The sequence below is a fragment of the Streptomyces sp. NPDC048295 genome (genome assembly GCF_040652135.1).
In the GTDB taxonomy this organism is placed as follows: domain Bacteria; phylum Actinomycetota; class Actinomycetes; order Streptomycetales; family Streptomycetaceae; genus Streptomyces.
On sequence record NZ_JBEZLL010000001.1, the window covers coordinates 445,746 to 458,593 of the forward strand.

Consider the following 12,848-nt stretch of genomic DNA (forward strand, 5'->3'; position numbering starts at 1 on the left):
AGGCCTGGGGGCGGCTAGGAAGGTGCTGGAGATCTTGGCCGGATCAGGGAGCGGCGTCTGGCGCGTGCCGCTGCGAGGCGCCGGAGCGTCCTCATAGCGGAGCTATCAGGGCGTTCTGGAAACGCCGCAGATGTGCGTGCCAGGCATCCCGAGCCCGGCCAAGATCTTCAGCACCCGACTAGGCGCGCGAACCACCATACTGGCCGCCGCCGACGGACACCCCGCGACCGGGGGAAACGGCTGTGCGACCACCGAACGGACAAGGGGCATTACAGGCGTGGACGTGGCACATTACTTGCCAGGTCGCCCGCTGTCGGCACCCTGTCGAGGCGCCCGCGACACGGTGGCACAGATCACAGCGACGGCCATCCCGCCCAGCATGAAAAGAGTGAGACCCAGTTCGTCGCCGAAGACATAGTCGCCTTCCGGCCGTCCACCGAGCAGCACGACAACCGAAATCAGCCATCCCGCAGCGGGTGCCAGGGCGCCGAGCTGGGTGCCGAAGACCAGGCGTCCGCCGTAGAAGAGCCCGGCGGCGGCCGCCAGCGCGAGCAGCAACCCGGCGGGGAACCAGGCGGCTTGGACGAGCGTCCCGGCGATCCCGACGAGCGCGCCCAGCACGGCCAGACCCGCATAGGCGGCGATCCGCCCGGGGTTGAGGGGCGCGGCGAGGCCGGTGGCCGCGACGTCCCTGGAGGGGCGCGGTGCGCCCTGCTTGCCGCCGCTCATCGCTCCGCCCCCGAGACACCCGCGAACAGGTCGTCCTCCCGGACGCCTTGAGGGGCTCCGGAGTCACCGCGTACCAACTCGTAGTACTCGGTGGTGAAGACGGGCTGGCCCAGGTCGTTGGAGAGGGCGAAGAAGGGGCCGTCCACGGCGATCTGGGTGACGTGGGCCCGCATCGCCGCACTCTTGGCGGCGGCATGGGCGGCGCCGTCGATCTGCGCGGTGATCCTGGAGTCGTCGACCACACCCGGTACGTCGTCGATGGCGGCGATGCCCGGGAAGGCGTCCGGCGCGGTGGCCCGGAGGCGGGCGAAGCCCTCCTCGGCGACCGTGCGGGGCACCCGGTTCCAGTAGATCTTGGCGATGCGGTGCGGGTCGCCGGACCCGGCGCGGTACGCGGGGTCGGCGGCGAGGTCCGCGGCACGCATCGCGACGCGGTGCGCCTGGATGTGGTCGGGGTGTCCGTAACCGCCGTCGGGGTCGTAGGTGACCAGGACCTGCGGACGCACCGAACGGATGACCTCCACCAGGTGCCCGGCGGCGTCGTCCACGTCCGCGGCCCAGAAGGCGCCGGGGCGGTGGTTCTGCTCGGCGCCCATCATCCCGGAGTCGCGGAAGCGGCCGGGGCCGCCCAGGAGCCGGTGGTCGGTGACCCCCAGTTCCTTCATCGCCGCGTCGAGTTCGCCCCGGCGGTACGGGCCCAGGGTGTCGTCCCGGTCGGCCGCGAGACGGGCGAGGGAGGGCGGGATGACCTCGCCCTCCTCACCGAGTGTGCAGGTCACCAGGGTGACCTGAGCACCCTCGGCCGCGTACTTGGCCATGGTGGCGCCGTTATTGATCGACTCGTCGTCGGGGTGCGCGTGCACCAGGAGGAGGCGCCGGGCGGGATGGTCCGTCATGGGGACCACCCTACGAGCCGGGCGCACCGAACACCGCCCGCGCTCCCTTCGCCGACGAGCCGGGCCTCAGAACTTGAGGCTTCCGATCATGCCCGCCACATTCGTGGTCAGGTTCGAGATGCTCGGCGCGATCGACGAGTCGGCAAGATAGAAACCCAGCAGTGCGCAGACCACCGCATGTCCGCCCTTCAGTCCGGATTTCCGGATCAGCAGGAAGACGACGATCGCCAGCAGCACCACCGCCGAAATCTTGAGTGCCACGGCGGTTCACCTCCATCGGTACGGTCGGGACGGGCAGCACACATGGAGCCAGCAGGTTTCATACCCACCGAGCGCTACGGATCATAACTATCCGTCGTAACGCATTGATCGGGGCACAGCAGCACGAGGGGCGCACGACCGGGCGGTCGGGGACTAGGTTCGGCACATGACTTCGCAGCAGATCTCGTTTCCCCGTCAGCACGCCAGGACCATGCGATTCACTCTCGGTGCGCCTCGGTCGTTCACCGTCTCCCCCGACGGGGAGCGGGTGATCTTCCTGCGGTCGGGCTCCGGCACGGACCGGTCGGGCCGCCTGTGGGTGCTCGACCTGCCGAAGGACGGATCGCCGCAGGAGCGGGTGGTGGCTGATCCCGGGGCCCTGCTGGGGGGTTCGGCGGAGCGGCTGTCGGCGCAGGAGCGGGCCCGCCGGGAGCGCAGCCGCGAGGGCTCCTCGGGGATCGTCGACTACGCGGTCGACGCGGCGGCCGAGTTGGCCGCCTTCGCGCTCTCCGGGAAGGTGTACGTCGCCGAGCTGCGGGCGGGTACGGCACGTGCGCTGCCGGTTCCGGGCCCGGTGATCGACCCGCGGCCTTCACCGGACGGACGACACATCGCATATGTGTCCAAGGGTGCGTTGCGCGTCGTGGGCGCGGAGGGCGACGGGGACCGGGCGCTCGCCGAGCCGGAGGCCGAGGACGTCGGTTACGGTCTCGCGGAGTTCATCGCGGCCGAGGAGATGCAGCGTTCGCGGGGCTTCTGGTGGTCGCCGGATTCGGACCGGCTACTGGTCGCCCGGGTCGACAACAGCCCGGTGCGGCGCTGGTGGATCGCGGATCCCGCGCATCCGGACCGCCGGCCCGCCGAGGTCGCGTACCCGGCGGCGGGGACGCCCAACGCCGAGGTGCGGCTCTTCGCGCTCGGCCTGGACGGCACCCGTGCCGAAGTGGTCTGGGACCGGGCGCGCCACCCGTATCTGGCGCAGGTGCACTGGTCGTCGGACGGGGCGCCGCTGCTGCTGGTGCAGTCCCGCGACCAGCGGAGCCACCTCTTTCTCGCGGTGGACACGGAGACCGGTTCGACGCGGACGGTGCACGTCGACGAGGACCCGGTCTGGCTGGAAATCTTCCCCGGGGTGCCCGCCTGGACCCCGGACGGGCGGCTGGTGCGGATCGCGGACGAGGGCGGGGCGCGGGTGCTCGCGGTCGGCGACCGGCTGCTGACCGGGGCGCAGTTGCAGCTCCGGGCGGTGCTCGACATCGGTGAGTCGGACATCCTGGTGGCGGCCACGGCCGGCGAGGAGGCGGCGGAACCGGAGATCGGCGAGACCCATGTCTACCGCGTCAACGAACTGGGCGTGGAGCGGGTGTCCGAAGGGGCCGGGGTGCACTCGGCGGTCCGCGCGGGCGCGGTGACGGTGCTGGTCAGCCACTCGCTGGAGCGGCCGGGGGCCCGTGCCGAGGTGTTCCGGGACGGCAAGCCGGTCGCCACCGTGGCGAGCCACGCCGAGGAGCCGGTGCTCTCCGCGCGGGTGCACTTCGCCGAGGGGGGCGCACGGCGAATTCCGTGCGCCGTGCTGCTCCCCGAGGGGTACGAGGAGTCGGACGGCCCGCTTCCGGTGCTGATGGATCCGTACGGCGGACCGCACGGCCGCCGGGTGGTCGCCGCGCACAATCCGCATCTGACGTCGCAGTGGTTCGCGAACCAGGGCTTCGCGGTCGTGGTCGCGGACGGCCGGGGCACGCCGGGCCGTTCACCGGGCTGGGAGAAGGAGGTCAAGAACAACATCGCGCTCACCGTGGACGACCAGGTCGACGCGCTGCACGCGCTCGCGGAGCGGTTCCCGCTGGACCTCGGCAAGGTCGCGATCCGCGGCTGGTCGTTCGGCGGATTCCTGGCGGCCCTGGCCGTACTGCGGCGGCCCGATGTCTTCCACGCGGGAGTGGTCGGCGCCCCGGTGACCGACCAGCGGCTCTATGACACCCATTACACCGAGCGTTACCTCGGCGACCCGGCGGAGCAGCCCGAGGTGTACGCGCACAACTCGGTGATCACGGACGAGGGTCTCTCGGAGGCCGCCGAACAGGTGCGGCCGATGATGATCGTCCACGGTCTCGCGGACGACAACGTGGTGGTCGCGCACTCGCTCCGGCTGTCGTCGGCGCTGCTCTCGGCCGGGCGCCCGCACGAGGTGCTGCCGCTCAGCGGGGTGACGCACATGACGCCGCAGGAGCAGGTGGCGGAGAACCTGCTGCTGCTCCAGGTCGACTTCCTGAAGCGGTCGTTGGGGCTCGACGGCTGATCGGAGCGGCCTCCCCGTCACCAGCCGGGCGGCGGCTGGGACGGGGGTGGCGGCGGCCCGAAGGCGCCGGGCTGCGGATGACCGTAGCCCTGGCCGTACCCCTGTCCGTACCCCGGCCCGTAGCCCTGCCCGTACCCCTGGTCGGGCGGGGCCGGGGGCTCCTGGGGGCCGGGCCGGGCCAGCACCAGCAGCACCACGGCTCCGGCGATCACCTCGAAGAACCCGGTCAGCACGATGAGTTGGTCCTCGACGTGCAGATCGCCGAAGCGGTCCAGCAGCTCGTAGTGCACCGCGCGGACCACCCCCAGCACTCCGCCGAACAGCAGCAGAGCGGCGGCGACCAGGCCGAACGGCCGCGCGTGCACGGCGCGCGGGAGCCCGCTCACGCCCGCGAACAGGCACAGCAGCATCAGAACCGCCGAGAACCAGCCGGGCGGCGGGTCGATCAGCCCCTGCATGACCCGGTCCCCGCCCACGAACCAGTCGGGGTAGATCTCGGGGATCCGCACCGCCTGGCGGATCTCCCAGGCGATCACGACCACTCCCGCCGCACCGAGGAGGAGGAAGGCGACCACGCCCGCGCCCTGCCCCGGCCGGGCCGGGAGGCACTCGGAGAAGTCACGTGCCCGCCTGCGGCCGGCCCCCGCGGTGATGATCAGCGCGATGCCTGCCGCGAGCGCCACGAAGGCGCAGAGCAGGGCGCGGGTGCGCAGGTCGTCGGTGAACCGGGTGTCCATCCGGGACTCGCCGATGTTCCAGAGCCCGGGCAGTCGCAGGACGATCGTGACCACTCCGGTCGCGACCAGCACCGCGGCGGCCGCCGACGAGCGCAGGGCCGCGACGAAGGCGAGGAGATACACCACGAGCAGCACCAGGTCGTATGCCGAGGTGGCGGGCAGCATCGGGAGCCGCGCGTCGTAGTAGCCGGCCCAGTAGCGCCACAGCGCCCCGATGTCGTCGGCCGCCCTGATGTCCCGTACGAGCCAGCCCGCGACGATCAGCGCGAGCACGGCGCAGAGAACGGCACCGGTGACCCTTGCCCCCCGAGTGAGTATCACCCGAGCGATACTCCACCGTGCCTGTCCGCCGGACAAGGGGTTCACCGGCGTGGTGCTCGAACGGGCAACCGGCCGGGAGGACTTGGCGGCCTCCCGGCCGGTACACGGCACCCGCACGGCCGTACCCGGACATGGTGGCCGGTCCGTGTATCGGACGTGGGGCGGCCGGATTGCCCACGCGTTAACGTGCCCGGGGTCAGTCGGCCCGGGTGCTCCCGGACGGGGCCGGCCCGTTCTCCCCGTCCACGTCCTGCGCCGGACCGTCCTCCTCCGCCGCCGTCTCCCCCGGGACCTCCAGCAGCCCCTCCGGCGGCACCACCTGCTTCTCCTCCGCGAAGTGGCAGGCCGAGTCGTGCCCGGCCGGTGTGTCCGCCAGGCGGAAGACGGCCGGCACCGCCAGCAGCGGCACCTCCAGCTCGCACCGCTCCTGCGCCTTCCAGCACCGGGTGCGGAAGCGGCAGCCGGAGGGCGGGTTGGCGGGCGAGGGGACGTCGCCGTGCAGGATGATCCGTTCCCGGTGCTCGCGGGCGGCCGGGTCCGGCACCGGGACGGCGGAGAGGAGCGCCTGGGTGTACGGATGCGTGGGGTGGTCGTAGATCTGCTCGTCGGAGCCGATCTCGACGATCCGGCCCAGATACATCACCCCGACCCGGTCGGAGATGTGCCGGACGATCGAGAGGTCGTGCGCGATGAAGACGTAGGCGAGCCCGAACTCCGCCTGGAGCCGGTCCAGCAGGTTGACGACCTGTGCCTGTACGGAGACGTCGAGGGCGGAGACGGGTTCGTCGGCGACGATGATCTCGGGGTTCAGGGCCAGCCCGCGGGCGATGCCGATGCGCTGGCGCTGACCGCCGGAGAACTGGTGCGGATAGCGGTTGATGTACTCCGGGTTGAGGCCGACCACGTCCAGCAGGTCCTGGACCTTGCGGCGCCGCTCCCCCTTCGGGGCCACCTCGGGGTGGATCTCGTACGGCTCCCCGATGATGTCGCCGACGGTCATGCGCGGGTTGAGCGAGGTGTACGGGTCCTGGAAGACCATCTGGATGTTGCGGCGCACGGCCCTCAGGGCGCGCCCCGACAGCTTGGTGATGTCCTCGCCCTTGTACTTGATCGCGCCGGCCGTCGGCTGTTCCAGGTGCACCAGCATCTTCGCCACGGTCGACTTGCCGCAGCCGGACTCCCCCACGATGCCGAGCGTCTCGCCCGCCGCCAGGTCGAAGGAGACCCCGTCGACCGCCTTGACCGCGCCGATCTGCTTCTTGATCAGGATGCCCTGGGTCAGCGGGTAGTGCTTGACCAGGTCGCGGACCTCCAGGATCGGCTCGCCGCCCGCCGCGGCGGACCCGGCCCGTGACTTGGCGAGCAGCGCGCGGGCCTTCTCGCCCTCTTCGCGCGCTTCCCTGCGCCCCGAGTGGTCAGCGTGCATCGAGCGTCTCCTTCCAGAAGTAGCAGGCGCTCTCGCGGTGCTCGGCCACCTCGAACAGCGGCGGTACCTCGCCCCGGCAGATCTCCTGGGCCATCGGGCAGCGCGGGTTGAAGGCACAGCCGGGCGGGATGTGCAGCAGGTTGGGCGGCAGGCCCTTGATCGCGTACAGCTCCCGGCCCTTCTGGTCCAGGCGCGGGATCGACTGGAGCAGACCCCTGGTGTACGGGTGGGCGGGCGCCCGGTAGATCTCGTGCACCGGGGCGGACTCGACGATCCGGCCCGCGTACATCACGGCGATCTTGTCGGCGACGTCCGCGACCACGCCCAGGTCGTGGGTGATCAGGATCAGGCCCATGTTCAGCTCGCGCTGGAGCTCGGCGAGCAGATCCATCACCTGGGCCTGGACGGTCACGTCGAGGGCGGTGGTGGGTTCGTCCGCGATGATCAGCGAGGGCTCCAGCGCCATCGCCATGGCGATCATGATGCGCTGGCGCATACCGCCGGAGAACTGGTGCGGGTAGTTCCCGACGCGTTCCTTCGCCGCCGGGATGCGGACCCGGTCCATCAGCTCGACGGCCTTCGCCTTCGCGTCCTTGTGGGACATCCCGCGGTGCACGACGAACATCTCGCCGAGCTGCTCCCCCACGCTGAGCACGGGGTTGAGGGAGGAGAGCGCGTCCTGGAAGATCATGGCCATCTCCTGGCCGCGGATTTTCCGGCGTTCGTCCTTCTTCATCTTCAGCAGGTCGCGGTCCTTGAAGAGGATCTCGCCGCCGCTGATCTTCCCCGGGGGCATGTCGAGGATGCCCATGACGGCCTGGGCGGTGACGGACTTGCCGGAGCCGGACTCGCCGAGGACGGCCAGCGTCTCGCCCTCGGCCACCGAGTAGTCGACCCCGTTGACGGCCTTGGCGACGCCGTCGCGGGTGTGGAACTCCACGTGCAGATCGCGCACTTCGAGCAACATGGCAGCGGGCTCCTCAGCGCAGCTTGGGGTCGAGGGCGTCGCGCACCGCGTCGCCGAGCATGATGAAGGCGAGCACGGTGACCGCCAGGGCTCCGGCGGGCCAGAGCAGCATGTGCGGGGCGTTGCGGATGTACTGGGACGCTGCGGAGATGTCGATGCCCCAGGAGACGGCCGGCGGTTTCAGGCCGACGCCGAGGAACGAGAGCGTCGCCTCCAGCGAGATGTACGTACCGAGCGCGATGGTCGCGACGACGATCACCGGCGCGATGGCGTTCGGGGTGATGTGGCGCAGCATCATCCGCGTGTTGGAGGCGCCGAGTGCCCGTGCCGCCTGTACGTAGTCGTTCTGTTTGGCGGTGATCACGGAGCCGCGGGCGATACGGGCGATCTGCGGCCAGCCCAGCAGCACGATGAAGCCGATCACCGGCCAGACGGTGGAGCTGGTGACCACGGAGAGGAAGACCAGCCCGCCGAGGACCACCGGGATGCCGAAGAAGACGTCGGTGAGGCGGGAGAGGATCGAGTCCCACCAGCCGCCGAAGAACCCGGCGAGGCCGCCGAGGACACCGCCGAGCAGAGTGACGCCGAGGGTGGAACAGACGCCGACGGTCACCGAGTTCCGTGCTCCGTAGACGGTACGGGTGTAGACGTCGCAGCCCTGTCCGTCGAAGCCGAAGGGGTGTCCGGGCTGGGAGCCCTCCTGCGCCTTGCCCAGGTTGCAGTCGAGGGGGTCCTGGTCGGCGATCAGCGACGGCCAGATCGAGATGATCACCAGGAAGAGGATGATCAGGGCGGAGATGATGAAGACCGGGTTGCGGCGCAGGTCCCGCCAGGCGTCGGACCACAGACTGCGCGGCTTCTCGGCGGGGCCCGTGCCCCGGGGGCCGCTCGGTGTCGTTTCGAGGGTCGTGCCCTCCTCCAGGGCGAGATCCATCACACCTCCCGCTCCGGCCGACGAGATCGCCTCGTCCGGTGTCTGCTCAGGCATAGCGGATCCTCGGGTCGAGAACGGCGTACAGCAGGTCGACGATCAGGTTCGCCGCCAGGAAGACGAGGACGAGGATGGTGACGAAGCCGACGACGGTCTGGGAGTTCTGGCGCAGGATGCCCTGGTAGAGCTGGTAGCCGACGCCGTGGATGTTGAAGATCCGCTCCGTGACGATCGCCCCGCCCATCAGGGCGCCCACGTCCGTACCGATGAAGGTGACGACCGGGATCAGCGAGTTGCGCAGCAGGTGCCGGATGACGACACGGCGCCCGGGCAGCCCCTTGGCGACGGCGGTGCGTACGTAGTCGGCGCGGGCGTTCTCGGCGATCGAGGTCCGGGTGAGCCGGGTGACGTACGCCAGGGAGACCGAGGCGAGGACGAGCCCGGGTACCAGCAGTTCGTTGAAGGGGGCCTCCGGTGAGACGGAGGGCTTGATGACGCCCCATTCGACTCCGAGGAGGAGCTGGAGCAGCAGGCCGGTGACGAAGGTCGGGATGGAGATGACGACCAGGGTCAGGATGAGCACGGTGGTGTCGACGGGGCGGCCGCGGCGCAGGCCGGTGACGACACCGAGGCTGATGCCGATGACGATCTCGAAGACGATCGCGACGACGGTGAGCCGGATCGTGATGGGGAAGGCGGTGGCCATCAGCTCGGTGACCTTCTGCCCGTTGAACGCGGTGCCGAAGTCGCCGGTGAAGACATTGCCCATGTAGGTGAGGTATTGCTGCCAGACGGGCTTGTCGAGGCCGAATTCCGCACGGAGTTGGGCCGCGGTCGACGGGTCGCACTGGCGTTCGCCACAGAGACCCGCGATGGGGTCGCCCATCACGTTCACCATGAGGAAGATCAGCAGCGTGGTGCCGAAGAAGACCGGGATCATCTGCAGCAGCCGCCGGATCACATAACGTCCCATGCAGGGCTCCGGGGGTCGCGGGTGTCAGTGGCTCGGGGCTGGGGAGTGACGCGTCGGGGGACGGGGAGGCCGGGTGGCCGGTGCGCTCCTGGCACCGGCCACCCGGCCTCGACGGGTCACTTGACCTTGATCTGCTCGTACACCGGAACGCTGAACTGGTTCAGCGACACATTGGTGATCCGGTCCGAGTAGCCGGCACTGCCGTTCTGGTACCAGAGCGGGATGACGGGCATCTGCGCGACCAGGACCTTCTCCGCGTCCTGGAAGGTCGTCACGGCCTTGGCCTTGTCGGACTCGGCGTTGGCCTTGTCGACGAGCCCGTCGAACTGCTTGTTGCTCCACTTGCCGTCGTTGGACGAGGCGTCGGTGTAGTACACGGGCTGGAGGAAGTTCTGGATGAGCGGGTAGTCCATCTGCCAGCCGGCCCGCCAGGCGCCGTTCAGCTTCTGCTGCGAGACCTGGCTGCGGAAGTCGGCGAAGGTGCCGACCGGGGCGCCGACGCACGCCTTGTTGTTGCCCATCACCTTGTTGATGCTGTTGCAGACGGCGTCGACCCACTCCTTGTGGGAGCCGGTGTCGGCGTTGTACGAGATCTTGAGCTGGCCGCCGGGGATGCCGCCGCCCTCCTGGATCAGCTTCTTGGCGTTCGCCGCGTTGTACTCGCAGGGCGCGCCGCACAGCCCCTCCTTGAAGCCGCCCTTCTCACCGAGGACCGGGGAGGTCCAGTCGGAGGCGGGGGTGCGGGTCTTCTGGAAGATCTGGTCGGTGATCTGCTGACGGTTGATCGCCATCGACAGGCCCTGGCGGACCTTGACGCCGCCGGGGGTGTCCCACTTCTTGTCGTAGAAGGGGAAGGCGAGGGTCTGGATGATGCCGGCCGGGGTGTTGATGTACCGGTCGCCGAGGTCCGACTTGACGTTCTTCAGCTGCGAGGCGGGCACGTCGTCGACGAGGTCGAGGTTGCCGGCCGTCAGGTCGGTGTAGGCGGTGTTGTTGTCGGTGTAGACCTTGAGGTCGATGCCGCCGTTCTGCGCCTTGTCAGTCCCGGGGTACTTGTCCCACTTGCGCAGGTTCATCGACGAGCCCTTGGTGTACTTGTCGATGGTGTACGGGCCGTTGCCGATCGGCTTGGACACCCAGCCGGCGTGGTCGGTGAAGAAGGCCTGGGGCAGCGGGGCGAAGGCCGGGTAGCCGAGGGTGTCGGGCCACAGGGAGAACTTCTGCGACAGCTTGACGGTGAACGTCCTGGCGTCGACGACCTTGAGACCGGAGAGCTTGTCGGCCGTGGCGCTGCCGGTGTCGGGGTGGACCTTGTTGTAGCCGTCGATGTAACCGAAGAAGTAGGCGTTCTTCTGATTGTTCTTCAGCAGGGCGCCGTAGTTCCACGCGTCCACGAACGACTTGGCGGTGATCTTCTCGCCGTTGCTGAAGGTCCAGCCGTCCTTCACGGTGACGGTGAAGTTCTGGTTGTCCTTGGTCTCGATCTTCTCGGCGAGCATGTCGGTGGCCGCGCCGGTCTTCGGGTCGTACCTCTTGAGCCCCCGGAAGATCATGTCGAGGACCTTGCCGCCCTGCACCTCGTTGGTGTTCGCGGGTTCGAGCGGGTTCTGCGGGTCACCCCAGGACGAGCTCACGATTCCGTTCGCCCCACCGCCACCACTGCTGCCGCCCCCGCCTCCGCATGCCGTCGCCGCCAGGGCGACGACCACCGCACATGCGGCCCACCTGGCCTGTGTGGCTCCGCGCATGGAGTGCCTCCTCGTAGTGCTCCGTCTCACTTACGGTCAAATATCACCGCACAAGAGATATGCCGCACATTTACTCCACCCATTCGGGCGTGCGGGAGCGGATTCGAGTGGCACTTCGCGGGCAGGGAAGATCCGGACGTGAACCTGACAGACACCGGAGCGATAACGGCCGCGTATCGAATACGCATCGACCGCGAGCCGGTCTGATCGGATGTACGAATTCCGAGACAACCACGCCCGCATATCGGACTCATTGCCGGACTTCACCCGTTAAGTCGCGAACACGCCTTCGAAAAAGCCAAACGGAAGCAAAGCCACACCCTTGAAAAGGTCATGCATTGGTCAAATTTCCAAAGAGCGCACCAAGGGCGTCGGACATTCATTGACCCTGCATGAATTGCGTTGAAAAAGTCCGGGTAGCCCGTAGGTGTTGCCCTGCGGAGTCCTTCGACCCTCCGGGCCAGGAGCACCATGACGATTCCAACGCCGCAAGCCGCCACCCCCGTTGAGGTGGAGGACGCGAAGCCGCCGTCCACATCCGGCCCGTCCGCGTCCAAGGGTGGTACCGGCCGCTCACCGGGCAAGATGGCCTGGCTGCGTTTCAAGCGCGACCGTACGGGCGTGATTTCGGCCTATGTGGTCATTTTCTTCTTCGTGATCGCCGTCTGCGCGCCGCTGATCGCGAAGCTGTACGGCAAGGACCCGTACACGACGTACGGGCAGAACGAACCCGGTCTGCTGGACGACTTCGGTTCCCCCATGCTGCCCAACGGCGGTATCAGCGGCGACTTCTGGTTCGGCATCGAGCCCGGACTCGGCCGGGACGTCTTCACCTTCCTGCTCTACGGCATCCGCAACTCCCTGCTCATCGCCGCGGCAACCACCCTGCTGGTGACGGTGATCGGCATCGCCATCGGTATCACCGCGGGCTATCTGGGCGGCAAGACCGACTACCTCGTGGGCCGGGTCATCGACATCCTGCTGGCCTTCCCCTCCACGCTCTTCTTCATCGCCTTCTGGCCGGTGATGCTCTCGATCCTGGTCGCTCCGGACGAGAACACCCCGGTCTGGCTGACCGTCGTCAGCCTCATCTCGGTCATGACGGCCTTCGGCTGGGCGTCCATCGCACGACTGCTGCGCGGCGAGGTACTCGCCCTGCGCGAGCGCGAGTTCGTCGAGGCGGCGAAGGTGACGGGGGCCTCGCCGGCACGGATCATCTTCAAGGAACTGCTGCCCAACCTCTGGACGCCGATCCTCATCCAGGCCACGCTCGCGCTGCCCGCCTACGTCACGGCGGAAGCGGGCCTCGCCTTCCTCGGCGTCGGTCTCTCCGACCCGACACCCGACTGGGGCGTGATGATCCAGCGCGGATCGGACGTCTACCAGAGCGACATCACGTTCATGCTCTTCCCCGGCGTCGCGATGGTGGTCTTCGTCATCGCCTTCAACCTGCTGGGTGACTCGGTGCGTGACGCACTGGACCCGAAGACCAAGCGCTGAACCGCACTTCCTCCGGCCGGGCGACGGGGCCCACCGGATCGATCGTTACTCTCCCTCGAC

Annotated in this window: 11 protein-coding genes; 2 read left to right on the top strand and 9 right to left on the bottom strand. The window is 69.0% G+C overall.

Annotated features, from left to right (window positions below; translation table 11 throughout):
- Positions 1-291: 291 nt before the first annotated feature.
- From AB0D53_RS01960 to AB0D53_RS01970, 3 genes are all read right to left on the bottom strand, one after another.
- A complete protein-coding gene (locus tag AB0D53_RS01960) occupies positions 292-729 on the bottom strand; it encodes a DUF6113 family protein (protein WP_362438535.1) in 438 nt (145 codons plus the stop codon).
- A complete protein-coding gene (gene mshB / locus AB0D53_RS01965) occupies positions 726-1,625 on the bottom strand; it encodes an N-acetyl-1-D-myo-inositol-2-amino-2-deoxy-alpha-D-glucopyranoside deacetylase (protein WP_362438538.1) in 900 nt (299 codons plus the stop codon). The genes AB0D53_RS01960 and mshB overlap by 4 nt, the downstream gene beginning before the upstream one ends.
- Before the next feature lie 66 nt (positions 1,626-1,691).
- Complete coding sequence (locus tag AB0D53_RS01970; protein WP_329818050.1) at positions 1,692-1,886, bottom strand: hypothetical protein; 195 nt, start codon at positions 1,884-1,886, stop codon at positions 1,692-1,694.
- Between the two features lie 166 nt (positions 1,887-2,052).
- On the opposite strand from AB0D53_RS01970, the gene AB0D53_RS01975 reads away from it, so the two are divergent.
- Positions 2,053-4,185: an alpha/beta fold hydrolase gene (locus AB0D53_RS01975; protein WP_362438542.1), complete on the top strand. Its 2,133-nt coding sequence runs from the start codon at positions 2,053-2,055 to the stop codon at positions 4,183-4,185.
- 17 nt (positions 4,186-4,202) lie between these two features.
- Here the strand turns inward: AB0D53_RS01975 and AB0D53_RS01980 are convergent, their stop codons facing one another.
- The 6 genes from AB0D53_RS01980 to AB0D53_RS02005 all read right to left on the bottom strand — a co-directional run bounded on the left by AB0D53_RS01980 (position 4,203) and on the right by AB0D53_RS02005 (position 11,288).
- Entirely contained in the window at positions 4,203-5,243 is a 1,041-nt protein-coding gene (locus AB0D53_RS01980; protein ID WP_362438545.1) for a hypothetical protein, read from the bottom strand.
- 196 nt (positions 5,244-5,439) lie between these two features.
- Positions 5,440-6,669 (bottom strand): dipeptide ABC transporter ATP-binding protein, encoded by a 1,230-nt coding sequence (locus AB0D53_RS01985; protein ID WP_362438548.1) that lies wholly within the window; start codon positions 6,667-6,669, stop codon positions 5,440-5,442.
- Complete coding sequence (locus AB0D53_RS01990) at positions 6,659-7,636, bottom strand: ABC transporter ATP-binding protein (protein ID WP_362438552.1); 978 nt, start codon at positions 7,634-7,636, stop codon at positions 6,659-6,661. The genes AB0D53_RS01985 and AB0D53_RS01990 overlap by 11 nt, the downstream gene beginning before the upstream one ends.
- Positions 7,637-7,649: 13 nt before the next feature.
- On the bottom strand, positions 7,650-8,624 hold the full coding sequence (locus tag AB0D53_RS01995) for an ABC transporter permease (RefSeq protein WP_362438555.1): 975 nt from the start codon (positions 8,622-8,624) through the stop codon (positions 7,650-7,652).
- Complete coding sequence (locus AB0D53_RS02000) at positions 8,617-9,540, bottom strand: ABC transporter permease (RefSeq protein WP_362438558.1); 924 nt, start codon at positions 9,538-9,540, stop codon at positions 8,617-8,619. The genes AB0D53_RS01995 and AB0D53_RS02000 overlap by 8 nt, the downstream gene beginning before the upstream one ends.
- Before the next feature lie 116 nt (positions 9,541-9,656).
- Positions 9,657-11,288: an ABC transporter substrate-binding protein gene (locus tag AB0D53_RS02005; RefSeq protein WP_362438561.1), complete on the bottom strand. Its 1,632-nt coding sequence runs from the start codon at positions 11,286-11,288 to the stop codon at positions 9,657-9,659.
- 471 nt (positions 11,289-11,759) lie between these two features.
- Here AB0D53_RS02005 and AB0D53_RS02010 point away from each other — a divergent pair, with 471 nt between their 5' ends.
- Entirely contained in the window at positions 11,760-12,788 is a 1,029-nt protein-coding gene (locus AB0D53_RS02010) for an ABC transporter permease (RefSeq protein ID WP_362438564.1), read from the top strand.
- Positions 12,789-12,848: the final 60 nt, after the last annotated feature.

Coding starts and splice junctions, on each gene's coding strand:
- AB0D53_RS01960 (WP_362438535.1), bottom strand. CDS start 729: ATGAGCGGCGGCAAGCAGGGCGCACCGCGCCCCTCCAGGGACGTCGCG.
- mshB (WP_362438538.1), bottom strand. CDS start 1,625: ATGACGGACCATCCCGCCCGGCGCCTCCTCCTGGTGCACGCGCACCCC.
- AB0D53_RS01975 (WP_362438542.1), top strand. CDS start 2,053: ATGACTTCGCAGCAGATCTCGTTTCCCCGTCAGCACGCCAGGACCATG.
- AB0D53_RS01985 (WP_362438548.1), bottom strand. CDS start 6,669: ATGCACGCTGACCACTCGGGGCGCAGGGAAGCGCGCGAAGAGGGCGAG.
- AB0D53_RS01990 (WP_362438552.1), bottom strand. CDS start 7,636: ATGTTGCTCGAAGTGCGCGATCTGCACGTGGAGTTCCACACCCGCGAC.
- AB0D53_RS01995 (WP_362438555.1), bottom strand. CDS start 8,624: ATGCCTGAGCAGACACCGGACGAGGCGATCTCGTCGGCCGGAGCGGGA.
- AB0D53_RS02000 (WP_362438558.1), bottom strand. CDS start 9,540: ATGGGACGTTATGTGATCCGGCGGCTGCTGCAGATGATCCCGGTCTTC.
- AB0D53_RS02005 (WP_362438561.1), bottom strand. CDS start 11,288: ATGCGCGGAGCCACACAGGCCAGGTGGGCCGCATGTGCGGTGGTCGTC.
- AB0D53_RS02010 (WP_362438564.1), top strand. CDS start 11,760: ATGACGATTCCAACGCCGCAAGCCGCCACCCCCGTTGAGGTGGAGGAC.